Genomic DNA, 17,751 nt, shown 5'->3' on the forward strand with positions numbered 1-17,751 from the left:
CCCATGACCACCCTTGCCCAAGCCCTTGAATCCTGCGACATGCTGTTGATCGATGGCCTGCACGCATTCGACTTCACCTTCGACGATACGGGCCTGCGCATCGAATTGATGGACGGCCGTGCGTTGAAGAAATGGCAGTTCAGCCCCGAGCAGATCGGCAACGCGACGCTTGCCGGCGAGCACTGGCAGCTCAGCGACGACACGGGCGAGCATCAACTAGTCTGCATGAGTGCCTTGCGCGCTTCTGAAGAGGACGACGATGAAACGCCAGCTGATGTCCCTGCTGACCGCTAGTGCCATGTCGCTGACGCTCAACGCCCACGGCCATGAACTGCTGGTGGGCACCCATGACGGGATCTACCGCTACCGCTTCGACAGCCAGCGCGGCCAGCTCGACCCCACGCCCCTGCAAGTGCTCAGAAGCAGCAACCCGTCCTGGCTGACGCTGTCGCCGGACCGGCGCAACGTGTTCGCGGTGAACGAGAACGGTGACGGCCAGGGCCAGGTCAGCAGCTTTGCCCGGGCGCATGACAGCGGTGAACTGAGCCTGTCGAGCCAGGTGTCCAGCGACGGTGACGAACCGACCCACTCGAGCCTGAGCCTGGATGGGCGTTATCTGTTCGTGGCCAACTACGGCGTCAAGCCTGAGCCGGGCGGCAGCCTCAGCGTGTTGCCGGTCGCCGCCGATGGCCGTTTGTCGGCGTCGGTGCAGCAGGTGCGCCATGTGGCCAGCGGGGTGAACCCCGAGCGCCAGGCCGGGCCGCATGTGCATTCGGTGGTGCCGTCCCCGGACGGGCGATACCTGTTTGCTAGCGACCTTGGCGCCGACCAGGTGATCGGCTACCGCTACCAGCCCCAGACCCCGACCCGGCCACTGGGCGCGGCAACCCCGGTCGTCCTGCCGCCGGGCAGCGGGCCGCGTCACCTGGCGTTCGGTCCAAACGGCAAGCATGCCTACCTGACCCTGGAAATGAGTGCACAGCTGGTGGTGTTCGACTACCACGACGGCACGCTGAGCCAGCGCCAGATCCTGCCGTTGACCGAACAGGCCGATGCCGCGGCCAAGGCGGCCAGCGCGGTGCATGTGTCCGCCGACGGGCGCTTCGTGTACGTGAGCAACCGCGGCACCCGCAACGAACTGATCGTGTTCGCCATCGACCGTCAGGATGGCAGCCTGCGCCAGGTGCAGCGCCGTTCGGTGGAGGGTGATCACCCGCGCGAGTTCACCCTGGACCCGACCGGGGGCTACGTGCTGGTCGGCAACCAGCAGAGCAACCAGATCGTGGTGATCCGGCGCGATGCGCAGACCGGCCTGCTGGGCGAGGTGGTGCAGACGCTGGCACTGCAATCGCCTTCGGACCTCAAGTTCGTCGACTGAACTATCAATCGCCTTGATATTCGCTACTGGCGCAATGAATTTTTCAGTGCGCCGGCAGCGGCGTAGGTTTGAACCACGGCCCAACCGGCCACTTCAACCTGACGCTTTCGAGGGCATTGCCATGAACTTCAATCTTTTTTCGGTTATCGCGGCTTCGGCCATTTCTGCCTCCGTGGTGCTGCCTGCCGGCGCCCAGGTCGAGATCCGCGAGAAAAAAACCTCCACCCCGAGCTACACCCAGAAGTATCTGCAGCAAAGCGCGAATTTCTATGCGGCGCTGGATCACAAGGTCCAGCACTGATCGTTTCCGGTGCTGACCTTGTAGCGTCAGTACCGGCCCCTTCGCTGGTCAGCGTGCCATGATCGCCTTGAACAGCGCCGACTCCAGCCACCCCTGCAACCACAAGCGCAAGCGCGGGTAGGGCGCTGTGGCAAACCAGTCAGGCTCGACCCCGGCAAACTGGCGAACGAATGGCATCAGCGCCACGTCCGCAATGCTCGGGTGCGCCGCCACCAGGTAGGCCTGCCGCTCGAGGCGCTGTTCCAGGTCCAGCAGTACCGCCTCGGCCAGCGCACGATACGTCTCGCGCGACTGCTCCGGGTAACGCTCGGCATACTTGTAGTGATTGAGCTGCTGCTTGAACAGCGTGTCATTGCGCTCGATCAGTTGCGTGGCCTGCTGCGCTGCGTTCGGGTCGTCCCGCAGCGCCCAGTTTTGCGGATCATGCCGGGCCAGCGCCCAGTGCATGATCTGCAGGCTTTCCTCCAGTACCTCACCGTCCACGCTCAACACCGGCACCGTGCCCTTGGGCGACAGCGCCAGCATGTCGGCCGGCTTGGCCTTCAGGCTCACTTCGCAGATCTGCACCGGGCAACCGGCGTAGCGCAAGGCCATGCGCGCACGCATCGCGTAGGGGCAGCGGCGGAACGAATACAGGATCATCCGCTGACCTCCACCGTGCTCAACCCATTGCCCTGGCGCCGCACCTGGATCTGCACCGGGATCCGCTCATGCATTTCCTGCACGTGGGAGATCACCGCCACCTTGCGGCCCTGGGCCTGCAGACCGTCCAGCGCGTCCATGGCCAGTTGCAGCGACTCCGGGTCGAGGCTGCCGAAGCCTTCGTCGATGAACAGCGACTCGATGCGCAAGGTGCTCGAGGCCATCGAGGCAAGGCCCAGCGCCAGTGCCAGCGACACCAGGAAGGTCTCGCCGCCGGACAGCGAGTGCACCGAACGCAGTTCGTCGCCCATCTCGGTATCCAGTACCAGCAGCCCCAGCGCGCTGCCGCCACGCTTGAGCCGGTAGCGCCGCGCCAGCTGGCGCAACTGGGCATTGGCGTGGTGCACCAACAGATCGAGGTTGTAGCCCTGGGCGATCTTGCGGAACACGTCGCCGGTGGCCGAGCCGATCAGCGCGTTCAGGCGTGCCCAGCGCTGCCACTGGGCATAGGCCTGGGCGATGCGCTCGGCCAGGGCCTGGTTGGCCAGTTGCCGGCGCTGGTCGTCGGCCTGCTCGGCGCGCAGTTCGGCGCACTGCTGTTCGCTGATCACCAGGTGTTGCTGCAGCTCGCTCAGCGCCTGCTCCAGCTGCTCGGCGGGTACCTCGCCGCTGGCCTGGGCCTGATGCTGCTGCAGGCGCTGTTCGCGCTCTGCGACGAGCACGCCGGCCTGCTCGATGGCCTTTTCTGCCTGTTGCAGGCGCTGGCGCAGTTGACTGACCTGCTCGTCATCCACCGCCAGCAGCTGGTCCAGCCCGGCATCGTCGAGTTCCGGGTGACCCTGGCGCCATTGCCCGATGGCGTGGTCGAGCTGCTGGCTTTCCTGCTCCAGGGCGCCCAGACGCTGTTCGTCTGCCTTGAGTTCGGCAGCCCGCTCGATGGCCTGGGCCTGGGCCTGCTGCAACTGCTGGCCGGTCGTTGCCTGCGCGCTGCGCGCTGCCTCGACCTGCTGTTCCAGGTGCTGCTGCCAGTGCTCGGCACCGGCATGCTCGCCAATCAGCGCGGTCAGGGCGTCGCGGGCCTGTTGCTGCTGGGTGCGCAGTGCATCGACCTGTTGCTGCACGGCCTGATGGCTGAGTTCGAGCGCCTGTTGCTGCACCTGGGTCTTTTCAAGCTGCTGCTGACGCTCGGCGTGCTCCTGCTGCTCGTCCTTTTGCCGGTCCAGCAGCTCCAGACGCTGGGCCAGTTGCTGGTCCAGTTGCAGGAAGGTCGCGGCGGGCTCCTGGCGCAAGGCGTCGAGAATGTCGCCTGGCAGCAGCGTGGCGAAGCCGGCCAGCGCCTGCTCCAGGTGTTCGTCGTCGGCCTGCAGCGCATGCTGTTGCTGGCTCAGGTGCTGCGCGGCCTGCTGGTTCGCCTCGACGCTCGCCTGCACCTGCTGCTGCACACGGGCGGCGTCTTTCTGCAGGGTCAGCAGGGTAGCGAGGCGTTGCTCGTCGCGGGCGATGTCGTCGTTCAGGCGGCGTAGCTGATGCTCCAGCCAGGCCGAGCGCTCGCCCACATCCTGTGCCGAGAGTTGCGCATACAGCGCGTGCGCCTCCAGGCCAGGAGCCAGTGCCTGCTGCTGGAGGGCCAGTTGTTCGTGCTGGTGCAGGTACTCCTTGATCTGGCCATTCACACCGCCCAGGGTGCTGCGCAGTTCGTCGAGCTTGAGCTTGAGCGCCTCCACCGCCTGCAGGGCGCCGGCCTCTTCAGTCTGGTCGTGCCGGCCGAGGCTTTGCAGCAGGGCTTCGGGCTGGTGATAGGGGTGCTCCTGGCTGCCACACACCGGGCAGGGCTGGTCGTCCTGCAACTGCGCGCGCAGTTCCTCGACGCTGGCGCTGCGGGCCAGGCGCTGACGTTCGAGCACCTGGCGGGTGACCTGCAGGGCCTGTTCGGCGGCGGTCAGCTCGGTCTTGCCCTGCAGGCCTTCGGCGATCAGGCCTTCACGCTGTTGCTGGGCTGCCTGCTGGCGCTCGCGCAGGGCCTGGGCGCGTTGCGTCAGCTCCTGCTGGCTGGCCCACAGGCGGGACAGCTCTTCGACGGCGCGCTGCTGCTTGCGGTTGTCCTGCAGCAGGGTGCCGAGCAGGTCGATCTGTTCGGCCAGCGCCTCGGGCTCGGCGCCGGCCTCGTGGTAGAGCAGGGCCAGGCTTTCACGGTGTGCCTGCAACTGGCGTGCGCACTCATCGGCGCGCTGCTGCAGGCCGGGCAGCTCCTCGCGGCCCTGGCTGAGGCGGTTGCCGACCAGCATCAGTTGCTGCAACTGGGCGCGGTAGGCGTTCCAGGCATCACCGATGCTGGCCAGGTGAGCGCTCTGGCTCAACTGCTCGTCGACCTGCGCCAGGCGCTGGTGGGTGAGCTGCTGGCGCTCGATCAGCGCCTGGATCTGCTGCTGGCCTTGGCGACTGGCTTGTTCGGCCTGCTGACATTGAACGTTGCGCTGGTCAAGTTCCTGCTCCAGGCGCGCCAGCGTCTGCTGCTCGGCGAAGGCCTGGCGCAGTAGCGGCGCGCACTCGGTCTGCCGGGCCAGGGCTGTGGCCAGGTGCTCACCGGCGGCTTGCTGCGCCTGTTCAAGCTGCTGCAGGCGTTGCTGCAACTCGGCCTGCTGCTGGCGTTGCTGCTGGATGCTCGCTGCCAGTGGGCTGAGCTGGCTGGCCAGTTCCCGCTGGCGGGCGAACTGATGGCGCTGCGGGGCGAGTTGTTCGAGGCGGCTCAGGTTCAGGCGTTCGCCCTGCAACTGCGCCCACTGTTGCTGGGCGCTGTGCAACTGCTCGCTGGCGGCGGCCTGCTGGTCCTGCAGCTGCTTGAGTTCGGCGAACCAGCTGCGCTGCTGTTCGAGCAGGCGCAGGTGGGCCTGTTCGGCCTTGAGCTGGCGCTGCGCCTCGGCGAGGCGCTGGTCGAGCTCGGCGCGTGCCTCGTCGGCCATCGGCATCACGCCCTGGGCCTGGTCGGTGAGCGCCTTGTGCGCCTCTTCGGCCTCCTTGCTCTTGCTGTAGGCGCGCCGGCCCAGCTGGCTGTAGATGGCGGTGTTGGTGAGCTTTTCGAGCAGTTCGCTGCGTTCCTTGTCGTCGGCCTTGAGGAACGCGCTGAATTCGCTCTGCGCCAGCATCACGGCGCGGGTGAACTGTTCGAAGTTCAGGCCCAGGCGGGCCTCGATCATCTGCTCGTATTCGCGCTTGCTCTGGTTGCTCAGCAACTGGTTGCTGTCCAGGTCGTGCAGGCTCTGGCGGCTGCCCTGCAACTTGCCGGTGGGTTTGTCACGGGCGCGGTTGGCTTCCCAGCGGGCGCGGTAATGGCGCCCGTCGATGCCGACGAAGTCGACTTCGGCAAAGCCGCTGCCGGTGCCGCGGCGCAGCAGGGTGCGCGGGTCGCTGGTGAGTATTTCGCTGTCGACCTCGGGCAGCTTGGTCTCGCGGCCGATGTTGTTCAGCCGCGGCACCGCGCCGAACAGCGCCAGGCACAAGGCGTCGAGCAGGGTGCTCTTGCCGGCCCCGGTCGGCCCGGTGATGGCGAACAGGCCGGCGCTGGCCAGCGGCTCGCAGGTGAAGTCGATCTCGAACGGGCCGGCCAGGGAGGCGAGGTTCTTCAGGCGAATGGCAAGAATCTTCATGGCTGTTCCTCCTCCTGCTGCACGTCCTGCAACAGCAGGGCGAAGTCGGCCAGGGTCTGTTCGTCGACGCTGGTGCCGTAGGCCTGTTCCCAGGCACGGCTGAACAGGTCGTGGGGGCTGAGCTGGCCCAGCTCGATCAGGCGGGTGTCGTCCTCGCCGTCGCTGGCGCCGGTGCCGGCGTATTCGGCGGCGATGCGTACCAGGCGCACGGCCTTGCCTTGCAGGCAGGCTTCGAGCTGCTGGCGCAGGTCGGGCTGCGGTTCGTCCAGGCGCACCCGCACCTCCAGCCAGGGCTGGCGTTGCGGGTCGTCGAGCAGGTCGACCTGGGGCAGTTGCCCGAGTTGTTCGAGAATCTCCACCAGCGGCGCCGGGCCCAGGCGTTGCAGGGGCACGGCACGCGGTATCAGGCGCGGTTCGACACTGGTCAGGGTGGCGCCGTCGAGTTCGACTTCGAGGATCTGGTGCTGATAGCCGATTTCGGAGAACGACAGCGGAATCGGCGAGCCGCTGTAGCGGATGCGGTCTTCGCGGTTGACCTTCTGCGGCTTGTGCAGGTGGCCCAGGGCGACGTAGCTGATCTGGCTGCCGAACAGGCTGGCGGGCAGGGCCTCGGCATTGCCGATGATCAGGCTGCGCTCGGAGTCTTCCGATACCGAGCCACCGGCCATGTGTGCGTGGCTCACGGCGATCAGCGCCTGGCCAGGCTTGCGTTGCTTGAGGGCGGCCTCGATCAGCCATTCGTGCACCTGGCCGATGCCGCGCAGGTAGTCGTCACCCAGGTGCGCACCGGTGACTTCGGCCGGGCGCAGGAAGGGCAGGGCCAGGCACCAGGCGGTCACCTTGCCCTTGGCGTTGGTCAGCGGCACCAGCAGGCGCTCGCTGTCGAGCTGGCCGTCGTCGAGCCAGTGCACGCGACCCAGGGCGTAGGTCCTGAGACGGCGCATCAGCGGTGCGGGCAATTCGATGCGCGAGCCGGAGTCGTGGTTGCCGGCGATCATCACGATGTTCAGCCTGGGCTGCTGTTCGTGGGCCTGGACGATGAAGTCGTAGAGGCGCTCCTGGGCTTTGACCGGCGGGTTGACGGTGTCGAAGATGTCGCCGGCAATCAGCAGCGCGTCAGGCTGGCGCAGCTTGAGCTGGCCGAGCAGCCAGTCGAGAAAGCAGGCATGTTCGAAGTCGCGCTCCTGGCCATGCAGGGTTTGCCCCAGGTGCCAGTCGGAGGTGTGAAACAGACGCATTGGAAGTCCCGTGAAGGTCGAGCCGGTAGCCGGCTATGGTAACGCGGGTGGCAGGTTTTGGGGGCTGTGATAACCCCTGCGCAGGCGCCGCGTTATTTGGGATAGAGCGGCGGCAGGCTGCCGTTCTCGGCGGCGCTCGGCTGCGCCTGCTCGGCCGCGGGAATGGTGCCGATCGCCCGCCACAGTTCATCGCCCTGCCAGTATTGCCCGCTCTCGCTGTACAGCGCGCCGTTGAGCCCGTCCAGCGCATCCGACAGCGGCACGAAGCGCGCCGCCATCTCGGCCAGGGTCTCGGGCTGCTGGCGGGCCCAGGCATCCAGCGCCTGGCGGGTGGCCTGCGGGTCGTTGGCCTGACAGGCACGCTTGAGGTCGTCGAGCAGGGTGCGCGGGCTCGGCCCGCTCTGCGCCGCACGCAATACCGCCGGCTGCGAGCGTGCGCGCCACCACAGGGCGAAGCCGAGCAGGGTGGTCAGGGCCAGCAGCAGCGTGCTCAGTTGCCACGGCCATAGCGGCCGGTTCTCGAGGTTGACGACGCTGGCCGGGGTGTCTGCCGTGAGGGCGGGGTTGTCTTCGATCTTCAACCCGCGCGCCGGCAGGCTGGTGCGCTCCACGTGCTGTTCGCGGGTGTTCCACCACACCACCTCGAGGCTCGGCAGTTCCAGTGCGCCACTGTGGGTCGGCACCAGCGCCTCGCGTTCCTCGCGCAGGCCTACCAGCCCGCGTTCGCTGACCTCTTCACGCAGTTGCGGCTGATCCGGGTAACGGCGCAGGCCGTTGACTTCGGTGGCGGGCAGCGGTGGCAGTTGCGCACTGGACAGCCCGTCGGCGCTGAGGATCACGCTGCGCGTCAGCGAATCGCCGATCTGGGTCGGGGTCTGCGCAGGGTCCGGGCTCCAGCGTTCCTCAAGGCTCAGGCTGCGTGCCGGCAGCCACGGCTGGTCGGCGGGGTACTCGGCCGGTATCGGCAGCACCTGCAAGGGCAGCGGCGTGGAACTGACCCGTACTTGCTTGCCACGTGCCGCGCCGCTGTCGCCCTGGGCCGGCTCGTCGGCGCTGGTGGCGCTGAAGGTCAGGGCGGGTATGCTCAGTGCGCCGCTTTGCTGGGGGAAGATCGCGTAGCGCATCTCGATCACGCCAAAGCGCACGCCGTTGATCAGTTTTTCATAGGTGCGCGACTCGCCCAGCGGTTCGACCCGGGCATTGGCGATCACCAGCGGGCTGAGGCTGCTGTCATCGTAAAGCGACACCGAGTGGTAGATGCGCAGGGTCAGTACGGCCTGGGCCTGCACGTACACGCTGTCTGCGTCCAGGCTGGCATCGATGCTCACCGGCGCCTGGCTGATGTCGCTGGCCGCCTCGGCCGGCAGTACCTGCAACGTCACCGGCTGGCTCTGCGCCTCGCCCAGGTGCAGCACCGGCACCTGGACCGTGCCGCTCTGGCGCGGGCGCAGGGTGATGATCCAGCGGGTATTGGCCTGGGTCTGGCCGTCGAGGCTCTTGAGGCTGTTGACCTGGCGCGTGTCGCGCACTTCGAAGTCGGCCTGCAGCGGGGTCAGGTCGGGCTTGCCGAACTGGGTCACGTCTTCGATTTCCAGGGTCAGCTCCAGGGTTTCGCCCGCGATCAGGCGGCTGCGGTCGACGCTGGCGAGCAGCGTCGCCGCCTGCACCTGCAGGGCGAACAAGAAGCTGAAAACCAGGGCGCAGACGCGGATCATTTGGGGCTTTCCTGATGCAGTTGCTGTTCGTACCAGAACTTGCGGCGCAACAGCTCGGACGGGTTGTCCGGGATCTGGCGCAGCCATTGTTCCAGGGCCTGGCGCTGCTCGGCATCCAGGGTGCTGTCGACGGGGCGCTGCGGTGGCCGGGTGGTGTCTTCGTCCGGCGGCTCGCTGGCGTTGTGCGCGTGCTCTGGCGCGGTGGCGGTGTCTTCGCCGGCGCCGGCCTTGGCATCGCCCTGGCTGCTGTCGCTGCTGTTCGATTGCTGGCCGTTGCTGGCCGAATCGGTCGGCAGGTCGGGCCGGCCCTGAGGCGGGTCTTCGGTGGCCGGCGGTTGCTGGGGCTGTTCGGGCTGGCGGCGCAGCAGCTGCTCGACCAGGTCCTTGTTGGCCTGGGCCGCTTCCAGCTCGGGCTCCAGCTCCAGGGCCTGCTCCCAGGCATCCACGGCCGCCTCCAGTTCGCCACTGCGGGCCAGGGCATTGCCGCGATTGTAATGGGCGCTGGCGCTGCTGGCCCGTGCGAATTCACGGGCGGCGCCAGCATAGTCACCAGCCTGGTACAGCGCCATGCCTTTCCATTGCGGGTCTTCGAAGTGGCGGGCGGCCTCGGCCGGACGCTGCTGTTCGAGCAGGCGCTGGCCCTGCTGGTCGGGACGCAGCCACAGGTCGTTGAAGGTGAAGGCATGGCTCGGTTGCGGCAGCAGGCCGAGCAGCAGCGGCAGGCAGAACAGCCAGCCACGCCGGCCAGCGCACGCGGCCAGCAGCAGTAGCGGGATCAGCAGCCAGTAGCCCTGGTCGGCCCAGCTGTCCAGTTGCAGGGTCTGGCCGTCGGCGCGCAGCGCCTGGGGATTGTCGAACAGGCCCAGGCCGCGCAGGTCGAGGTCGTCGATGCGCGCCTTGCGGTAACGCCCGCCGGTACTGTTGATGAAGGCCTTGAGCTCGGCGCTGTCCAGGCGCGGAACCAGGATTGCCCCGTCCGCGTCCTTGAGGTATTCGCCGTTGGTCTGCCTGACCGGCGCGCCTTCGGGGGTGCCCACGCCCAGCATCAGCAGCTTGGGACCATGACGCCCCAGTGCCTGGGTGATGCCCTGACGTTCCTGCGGGCTGAGCGAGGAGCCGATCAGCAGCAGGCGCCCCTGGCCCAGCGCGCCCTGGGCCAGCAGTGCCAGCGCCTTGCGTACCGCCAGGTCGGCGCGCTGACCGGGTTGCGGCATGATGGCGGGGTCCAGGGCGTCGAGCAGGTTGCGGCTGGTGGCCAGGTCGTCGGACAGCGGCACCAGGGTGTGTGCGCTGCCGGCATACACGATGATCGCGGTCTGGCTGTCGCGGCGGTGTTCGAGCAGGTCGAGCAGCTTGCGCCTGGCCTGCTGCAGGCGGTTGGGCGGGGTGTCGTCGGCGAGCATCTGCGGGGTCAGTTCGAGCATGACCACCAGCGGGTCGGCGGCGCGCTGGCGGGTCTCTTCCAGGCGCTCCCAGCTGGGGCCGACGAGGGCCAGCACGGCCAGCAGCCAGGCCAGGCCCAGGGCGATCCACGGCAGCTTGCTGTCGCGGCCATTGCCGCCGCCCAGCAGCACGGCATGGAACGCCGCGGGCAGGATCATCTGCCAGCGTCCGGCGCGCTTTTGTCGGTGCCACAGCTTCCACAGCAGCCAGCCGAGCAGCGGCAGCAGCAACAGCCAGGCCGGGCGCAACCATTGGGGCCAGAGCTCGATCATCGACGCCTCCGCAGGCGCAGGCGCTTGAGGCGCTCGCGCCATTCGGGGTGCGGCTGCAGAAAGTGCGGCCGGCGCAGCAGGCGTTGCAGCAGATTGTCGGGCCAGCGATCGCGCACCACCAGCAGTACGCTCAGGCCCAGCGCCAGGGCCAGCGGCCAGCTGTACAGGGCATGCGCGGTACGCGCCTGGGTCGGTTGCTGGGCTACCGGCTCGAGGCGGTCGAGGGTCTGGCCGATGGCGTTGAGTTCGTTGCCGTCGCGGGCGCGGAAGTAGGCGCCGTGGGTGACCTCGGCGATCTCCCTGAGCGAGGCTTCGTCCAGGTCCAGGCTCGGGTTGAGCCCGAGCATGCCGGCGGTGCCGGTTTCGTCTGGGTCGGCGCCGATGCCGATGGTGTAGATCCTGATGCTTTCCTGGGCGGCCAGGCGCGCGGCGGTCAGCGGATGGATCTGCCCGCCGTTGTTGGCGCCATCGGTCAGCAGAATCAGCACGCGGCTTTGCGCAGGGCGCATGCGCAGGCGCTTGACCGCCAGGCCGATGGCATCGCCAATGGCGGTGTTCTTGCCGGCGATACCGATCTGCGCCTCGTCGAGAAAGCTGCGCACGGTGCGTCGGTCGAACGTCAGCGGGGCCTGCAGGTAGGCCTGGCTGCCGAACAGGATGAGCCCCACGCGGTCGCCTTCACGCGCTTGCAGAAAGTCGCCCATCAGTTGCTTGACCAGGGTCAGGCGGCTGACGTCCTCGTCGTCCCAGCGCATGTCGGGGAAGTCCATCGAGCCGGATACATCCACCGCCACCAGCAGGTCGCGCCCACTGGCGGCCACCGGCAGCGGCTCGCCCAGCCATTGTGGGCGCGCGGCGGCGCACAGCAACAGCAGCCACACCAGCACGAACGGCGCCTGCTGGCGCCAGGTCGGCAGGTTGAGCCGCGCGCGACGCCCGGCCAGGCCTTCGAGTTCGTCCAGAAAGCTCACCTTGAGCACCGGTTCGCCGCTGTCGGCGGCCGGCAGCAGCAGACGGGCCAGCCACGGCAGCGGCAACAGCGCGAAGACCCACGGCCAGGCCAGTTCAAACATGTTTGCGAATCCAGGTGTCGACCGCCTGGTTGAGCCCGGCGATGGCCTTGTCGTCAAGCCGGCACTCGGGCTTGTAGGCGCCTTCCACCAGTACCATCCAGCGGGTCAGGCCGGCGGCCGGGCAGCGGTTGTCGAGAAACGCCAACCACTTGCGCCCGTTGAGGGTGTGACTGTGGCTGTCGGGGTAGTGGTTGCGGCACAGGCGTTTGAGCAGGGCGTTGATCTGCTGCAGCCAGGCACCGGCCGGTGCGCCGTCGTAGGGCTTGGGCAGCGCCGCCAGCTCTGCCAGGGCGGCGATGCGGATCGGTTCCAGCGGTTGTTCGGCGCGTGGCAGCGGGGCCTTGCGCGGGCGCCAGTGACGCAGCCGCCACAGGCCCCAGGCGAGCACGGGCAGCAATGCCAGCAGCACCCACCAGCCCGGCGCGGGCGGCCACGCGCCGATGGGGGCGGGGGCGATCAGCGGTTGCAGTGCGTCCAGTGGGTTCATCGGCTTTTACCCGAGCGTTGCGGGTCGAGGTATTCGCGCAGTTGCTCGATCATTTCGCTCTGGGTGCTCAAGGGCATCAGCACCACGCGCAGTTTCTGGGCCAGCAGTTCCCAGCGTTCGATGCGTGCCTCGCTCTGCTGGCGATAGCTCTTGCGCAGGTTGGCATCCAGGGTATCGAGCTCCAGCTGTGCGCCGCGCTGGGCAAAGCGCAACAAGCCGGCGGCGGGCAGGGCGTGGTCGAGTGGGTCGGACACCGGCAGCAGCAGCAGGTCGCAGTGGCGCGCCAGCAGGCTCATCTGTTGCTCCACCCCGGGGGTGAGCGCGCGTTCGTCGCAGATCACGATGGCCAGGCTGCCCGGGCGCAGCACTTCGCGGGCGCGGCGCAGGGCGATGTTGAGGTTGTCGCCCTGGGGCTGGGCCTCGGTGTGCAGCGACTGGTTGACCCGCGCCAGGCGGTTGAGCAGTTGCAGCAGGCTCTGCTTGCTGCGCCGTGGCTTGATTTCATAGTGCTCGTTATCGCCGAACACCAGGCCGCCGATGCGGTCGTTGTGGCCCAGCGCGGCCCAGCCGATCAGGGCGGCGGCCTGGGCGGCAAGTACCGACTTGAACATCAGCCCGGAGCCGAAGAACAGGCGTCGGCTCTGTTCGACCAAAATGAAGATAGGCCGCTCGCGCTCTTCGTGGAACAGCTTGGTGTGGGGTTCCTGGGTGCGGGCGGTGACTCGCCAGTCGATGTTGCGCACATCGTCGCCGGCCTGGTAAACGCGCACCTGGTCGAAGTCCACGCCGCGCCCGCGCAGGCGCGAGTGATGCAGGCCCACCAGCGGGCTGCGTTGCCCAGGGGCGGAGAACAGCTGCACCTCGCGCACGCGATGACGCATCTCGATCAGCTCGGAAAGGCCGATGCGGATGCCGGGCTCGGCCTGCGCTGAAAGAGGCATGGCTTCAGGCCACGGCGACGACGTCGAGGATGCGCTGGATCACCCGGTCCTGGTCGATACCGGCCGCTTCGGCCTCGAACGAAAGAATGATGCGGTGGCGCAGCACGTCGAACAGCACCGCCTGGATGTCTTCGGGGCTCACGAAGTCGCGTCCGGCCAGCCAGGCGTGGGCGCGTGCGCAGCGGTCCAGGGCAATGGAGCCGCGCGGGCTGGCGCCGTAGGCGATCCAGTCGCCGAGTTCGGCGTCGTACTTGGCACCGGTGCGGGTGGCCATCACCAGTTGCACCAGGTACTCCTCCACTGCGTCGGCCATGTACAGGCCGAGGATCTCCTTGCGTGCGGCGAAGATCGCCTGCTGGCTGACCCGGCGTTCGGGCTTGGTTTCGCCGTTGAGCGCCTCGCCGCGCGCCTGCTGCAGGATGCGCCGCTCCACGGCGGCATCGGGAAAGCCGATTTTCACGTGCATCAGGAAACGGTCGAGCTGGGCTTCGGGCAGCGGGTAGGTGCCTTCCTGCTCGATGGGGTTCTGCGTGGCCATCACCAGGAACAGGGGCGACAGCTCGTAGGTGCTGCGCCCCACGCTGACCTGGCGCTCGGCCATGGCCTCGAGCAGGGCCGACTGGACCTTGGCCGGGGCGCGGTTGATTTCGTCGGCCAGCACCAGGTTGTGGAAGATCGGACCCTGCTGGAACACGAAGCTGCCGGTTTCAGGGCGATAGATTTCGGTGCCGGTGATGTCGGCGGGCAGCAGGTCGGGGGTGAACTGGATGCGGTGGAACTGCGCCTCGACGCCTTCGGCGAGTTCCTTGATGGCCTTGGTCTTGGCCAGGCCCGGCGCACCCTCCACCAGCATATGACCATCGGCGAGCAGCACGATGAGCAGGCGCTCGACCAGTTTTTCCTGGCCAAGAATCTGGGTGGAGAGAAAGGTGCGCAGCGCGATGAGCGCTTCACGATGTTCCATCGGGACGGTTCCTGGGCGTGCGCCCGGGGGGAGGGCAACAACGCCCGGGCAGGGGCTGATACTTTAATCCATCCGGGGGTGCGGCGACTAATGGTGGGTGGGTAAATTTGAGCGCAGATCACAAATCATCGGTGCCGCCATCGCGGGTCAAGCCCGCTCCCACAAGGTCGGCGCTGTTCTTGTGGGAGCGGGCTTGACCCGCGATGATTAGCCAGGCGAGTCAGTTCTTGAAGCTGGAGTGCTTGCGCCCCTGGTCACACAGGGCGAACACCACCACGAACACTGCGGCAATCGCCAGGATCGCCACCACGCCGTCGGTCGAATGGGTCGGCGAGCTGGCCACCAGTGCCAGGCCGCCCAGTGGCGCCAGGCCACCGGCCACCGCGGTGCCGATCTCGCGCCCGGTGCCAAAGCCCGATGAGCGCGTGGCCGTGGGGAACTGGCGGCTGAGGAACGAACCCTGCGGGGCGAACATCATCGGCGCCAGCAGGCCGGTACCAATGGCGATGGCGATGTAGATCATCAGCGGCTCGGCGGTGTTGAGCAGGGCCATGAACGGGTACGCGAACAGTACCGAGAACAGACCGCCCATGATCAGCACGGCCTTGCTGCTCCATTTGTCGCACAACCAGCCGAAGCATGGCACCGCCACGATCGCCACCAGGCTGGCAATGGTCACCGACAGCGAGGTCACGTGGGCCTCCACACCCTTGAACTGGGTCAGGTAGGCCAGCGAGAAGGTCTTGAAGATATAGCTCAGGGCGTTGTAGCCGATGGCCACGAAGAACACCACGGCCAGGCCCTTGAGGTCGTTCTTGAACAGCGCCTTGAGCGGCGACACCTTGGCTTTTTTCGGCGCCTGCTCGAGTTCGGCGAACTGCGGGGTTTCCGGAATGCTGCGGCGTACCCAGAAGCCCACGCCCACCAGCACGATGCTGCAGATGAACGGGATGCGCCAGCCGCCCGAGAGCAGGAAGTCGTTGCCGTTCATGGTCAGCAGGTACACGGTCAGCGACGACAGCAGCAGGCCCAGGTTGAGCCCCAGCGCAGGCCAGGCACCCTGACTGCCGCGCTTGCCTTCGCTGGCATGTTCGTAGCTGGTCACGGCCGCGGCGGACAGCTCGGCGCCCGCGCCCAGGCCCTGGATGATGCGCACCAGCACCAGGATGATCGGCGCCCAGATGCCAATGCTGGCGTAGCTGGGGATCAGGCCGATCAGCGTGGTGCACAGGCCCATCATGCAGAAGGTCACCACCAGTACCTGCTTGCGCCCGAAACGGTCGCCCAGGTAGCCGAACAGCACGCCGCCGAACGGACGGGCGATAAAGCCGATGGCAAAGGTGGAGAAGGCCAGCAGCGAGGCAACCTGAGGGTTGCTGGCGTCGAAGAAGATCTTCGAGAACACGATGGCCGCCATGGTGGCGTACAGGTAGAAGTCGTACCACTCCAGCATCGAGCCGAAGATGGTGGCCGCCGCGACCTTGCGCAGGCGCTTCCTGTTCTGTTCCGGGGTTTCGGTTGCGGAGGTGACCGCTTCATGTACCGACATCGAGAGATTCCTTGTTGGTCTTTGTAGTTATTTTCAAGCGGGCGGCGGGCGCCCGTGCAGCAATGCGGATCAGCGTGGTGTGAGCAGGCGGTCGGCGATCATTTCGCCGATCGGGATGGCCGAGGTGGCTGCCGGCGACGGTGCGTTGCACACGTGGACCATGCGCGGGGTCTCGGCGAACAGGAAGTCGTGCACCAGGGTGCCGTCACGCATCACTGCCTGGGCGCGGATGCCCGCCTCGTAGGGCAGCAGGTCGTCGACCTCGAGCGAAGGGCAGTATTTGCGGCACTGTTCCAGGTAGCCGCGCTTGAACAGCGAGTTCTTCATCTCGGTGGTGCCCGAACCGAGGTTGTTCCACAGGGTTTTCCAGAAGCCGGGGAAGCGGGCGTACTGCGCCACGTCGCGCCAGTTGATCGAGAACTTGCCGTAGTTCTCGCGGCCCAGGCCCAGCACCGCATTCGGCCCGACAGTGACGCTGCCGTCGATCATGCGGGTGAGGTGCACGCCCAGAAACGGCAGCTCCGGGTCGGGGATCGGGTAGATCAGGTGATTGACGATCTGGTTCTTGGTGGCTGGCAGGCGGAAGTATTCGCCGCGAAACGGGATGATCTGGTGGTCGATCCTGACCCCGGCCAGCGCCGCCAGGCGGTCCGACTGCAGGCCGGCGCAGGCGACCAGCTGCCTGGCGCGCCATACGCGGTCTTCGCTGCTGATGGTGACGCTGTCGCCGCTTTCGGCGATCGCCGCCACGCGGGTGTCCAGGCAGATCTCGCCGCCGGCGGCCTGGATGACCTTGGCCATGGCCTGGCACACCTGCTTGTAGTCGACGATGCCGGTGGCATCGAGGAACAGCCCGCCCAGGCCGACGATGTTCGGCTCACGACGGCGCAGTTCGGCGGCATCCAGGCGCTCGACCTTCAGCCCGTTCTGCTGCGAGCGCTCGTACAGCGCCTGCATGCGTTGCACCTCGAGCGGGTTGGACGCCACCAGCAGCTTGCCGCACACCTCGTACTTGATGGCGTGGGTGTCGCAGAAGTCCTTGGTGGCCTGGGCGCCGCGCTTGCACAGGTCGGCCTTGAGGCTGCCGGGTGCGTAGTAGATGCCGGCGTGGATGACCCCGCTGTTGTGGCCGGTCTGGTGCCGGGCCAGTGTGGTTTCCTTCTCCAGGATGACCAGCGAGGCGCCAGGCTGGCGCTTGAGCAGCGCCATGGCGGTGGCGAGGCCGACGATGCCGCCGCCGATGATGCAGTAGTCGTAAATCATGCAGGGGTCACCTTGGTATTCTTATCTGGTTATCAGGTTGTCAGACTAAGTAGTGCGAAGAAAAGGGCGCTGACCGGCAGCGCCCGTCACGTGATGTTCATTCCATGGCTGGCAGGTCCAGCTTCAGGCGCTTGGCCGAGGCCCGCAGGTGCGCTTCGGCGCAGGCCGCGGCGCGCTGGCGGTCGCCGTCGGCAATCGCCTGGTATAGCGCCTGGTGTTCGCGATTGGCGTCGGCCGAGCCGCCCACCGAATGCGCCGCCGAGTTCTCCCACGCGGTCTTGCGCGCGGCAGCCAGCTGGCCGCGCAGAAAGTCATGGAAGGCGACGAAGTAGTCGTTCTTGCTGGCTTCGGCAATTGCGCGGTGAAACTCCACGTCGGCAGCCGCCGCCACGTCGAACTGGCTGCGCTTGTCGATCATTTCCTGCAGGGCCTTGGCCATGCGCGCCAGGTCTGCCTGGTCGCGGCGCTGGGCGGCAATCGAAGCGGCCTGGGTTTCGATCCACAGGCGCACTTCGAACATCTGCACCAGGTCGGCACTGCGCCCGTTGTTGCTGGGGAAGCGGAACACCGTGCCGGTCGGATTCTGCGAAATGTACGAGCCCAGCCCGCGCCGGGCGATCAGTACACCATCGGCCTTGAGCTGGGAGATCGCCTCGCGCACCACCGAGCGGCTGACATTCAGCTGTTCGGCCAGTTGCTGCTCGGTGGGCAGGCGTGCTTCGGCAGCCAGGCGCCCCGAGTCGATCTCGGTGCGGATGGCGCTGACGACGCGTTCCACCAGGGTGTCGGGGCGTTGAAGCTCGAGCATGAAGGATAAAGCCAGTAGGTCAGGTTGTCAGAC

Annotated in this window: 15 protein-coding genes; 3 read left to right on the forward strand and 12 right to left on the reverse strand. The window is 67.3% G+C overall.

Translation table 11 applies throughout. The features are described from left to right. The first annotated feature begins 3 nt into the window (after positions 1–3). The 3 genes from NP552_RS09340 to NP552_RS09350 all read left to right on the forward strand — a co-directional run bounded on the left by NP552_RS09340 (position 4) and on the right by NP552_RS09350 (position 1,679). Entirely contained in the window at positions 4–294 is a 291-nt protein-coding gene (locus NP552_RS09340) for a DUF5629 family protein (RefSeq protein ID WP_058541348.1), read from the forward strand. Continuing rightward, on the forward strand, positions 260–1,378 hold the full coding sequence (locus NP552_RS09345) for a lactonase family protein (protein WP_274096669.1): 1,119 nt from the start codon (positions 260–262) through the stop codon (positions 1,376–1,378). Before NP552_RS09340 ends, NP552_RS09345 begins: the two co-directional genes overlap by 35 nt. A 121-nt stretch (positions 1,379–1,499) precedes the next feature. After that, positions 1,500–1,679, forward strand: coding sequence for a hypothetical protein (locus NP552_RS09350; RefSeq protein ID WP_058541346.1), 180 nt, complete (start codon positions 1,500–1,502; stop codon positions 1,677–1,679). A gap of 48 nt (positions 1,680–1,727) precedes the next feature. Here NP552_RS09350 and NP552_RS09355 read toward each other — a convergent pair whose 3' ends face one another. From NP552_RS09355 to NP552_RS09410, 12 genes are all read right to left on the reverse strand, one after another. Further along, the gene (locus NP552_RS09355; protein ID WP_058541345.1) at positions 1,728–2,321 is read right to left on the reverse strand and encodes a glutathione S-transferase; all 594 of its coding nucleotides are present in this window, start codon (positions 2,319–2,321) and stop codon (positions 1,728–1,730) included. Next, positions 2,318–5,965 (reverse strand): AAA family ATPase, encoded by a 3,648-nt coding sequence (locus tag NP552_RS09360; protein ID WP_274096670.1) that lies wholly within the window; start codon positions 5,963–5,965, stop codon positions 2,318–2,320. The genes NP552_RS09355 and NP552_RS09360 overlap by 4 nt, the downstream gene beginning before the upstream one ends. Continuing rightward, on the reverse strand, positions 5,962–7,203 hold the full coding sequence (locus tag NP552_RS09365; RefSeq protein ID WP_078479577.1) for an exonuclease SbcCD subunit D C-terminal domain-containing protein: 1,242 nt from the start codon (positions 7,201–7,203) through the stop codon (positions 5,962–5,964). The genes NP552_RS09360 and NP552_RS09365 overlap by 4 nt, the downstream gene beginning before the upstream one ends. A 92-nt stretch (positions 7,204–7,295) precedes the next feature. Then, the gene (locus tag NP552_RS09370; RefSeq protein WP_043864627.1) at positions 7,296–8,918 is read right to left on the reverse strand and encodes a BatD family protein; all 1,623 of its coding nucleotides are present in this window, start codon (positions 8,916–8,918) and stop codon (positions 7,296–7,298) included. Continuing rightward, on the reverse strand, positions 8,915–10,633 hold the full coding sequence (locus NP552_RS09375; RefSeq protein ID WP_088514245.1) for a vWA domain-containing protein: 1,719 nt from the start codon (positions 10,631–10,633) through the stop codon (positions 8,915–8,917). The genes NP552_RS09370 and NP552_RS09375 overlap by 4 nt, the downstream gene beginning before the upstream one ends. Then, positions 10,630–11,706, reverse strand: a complete 1,077-nt coding sequence (locus tag NP552_RS09380; protein WP_054916214.1) for a vWA domain-containing protein — start codon at positions 11,704–11,706, stop codon at positions 10,630–10,632. Before NP552_RS09380 ends, NP552_RS09375 begins: the two co-directional genes overlap by 4 nt. After that, complete coding sequence (locus NP552_RS09385; protein WP_043864624.1) at positions 11,699–12,193, reverse strand: DUF4381 domain-containing protein; 495 nt, start codon at positions 12,191–12,193, stop codon at positions 11,699–11,701. The genes NP552_RS09380 and NP552_RS09385 overlap by 8 nt, the downstream gene beginning before the upstream one ends. Then, complete coding sequence (locus tag NP552_RS09390; RefSeq protein ID WP_054916213.1) at positions 12,190–13,134, reverse strand: DUF58 domain-containing protein; 945 nt, start codon at positions 13,132–13,134, stop codon at positions 12,190–12,192. Before NP552_RS09390 ends, NP552_RS09385 begins: the two co-directional genes overlap by 4 nt. A 4-nt stretch (positions 13,135–13,138) precedes the next feature. Beyond that, positions 13,139–14,098: an AAA family ATPase gene (locus NP552_RS09395; protein ID WP_043864622.1), complete on the reverse strand. Its 960-nt coding sequence runs from the start codon at positions 14,096–14,098 to the stop codon at positions 13,139–13,141. Positions 14,099–14,318: 220 nt separating this feature from the next. After that, complete coding sequence (locus tag NP552_RS09400; RefSeq protein WP_258659454.1) at positions 14,319–15,647, reverse strand: MFS transporter; 1,329 nt, start codon at positions 15,645–15,647, stop codon at positions 14,319–14,321. A 69-nt stretch (positions 15,648–15,716) separates the two neighbouring features. Then, positions 15,717–16,910, reverse strand: a complete 1,194-nt coding sequence (lhgO, locus tag NP552_RS09405; RefSeq protein WP_054916212.1) for an L-2-hydroxyglutarate oxidase — start codon at positions 16,908–16,910, stop codon at positions 15,717–15,719. 97 nt (positions 16,911–17,007) lie between these two features. Next, positions 17,008–17,718, reverse strand: a complete 711-nt coding sequence (locus NP552_RS09410) for a FadR/GntR family transcriptional regulator (protein ID WP_043864619.1) — start codon at positions 17,716–17,718, stop codon at positions 17,008–17,010. Positions 17,719–17,751: the final 33 nt, after the last annotated feature.

This window comes from Pseudomonas sp. 8209 (assembly GCF_028682105.1).
Lineage (GTDB): Bacteria > Pseudomonadota > Gammaproteobacteria > Pseudomonadales > Pseudomonadaceae > Aquipseudomonas > Aquipseudomonas palmensis.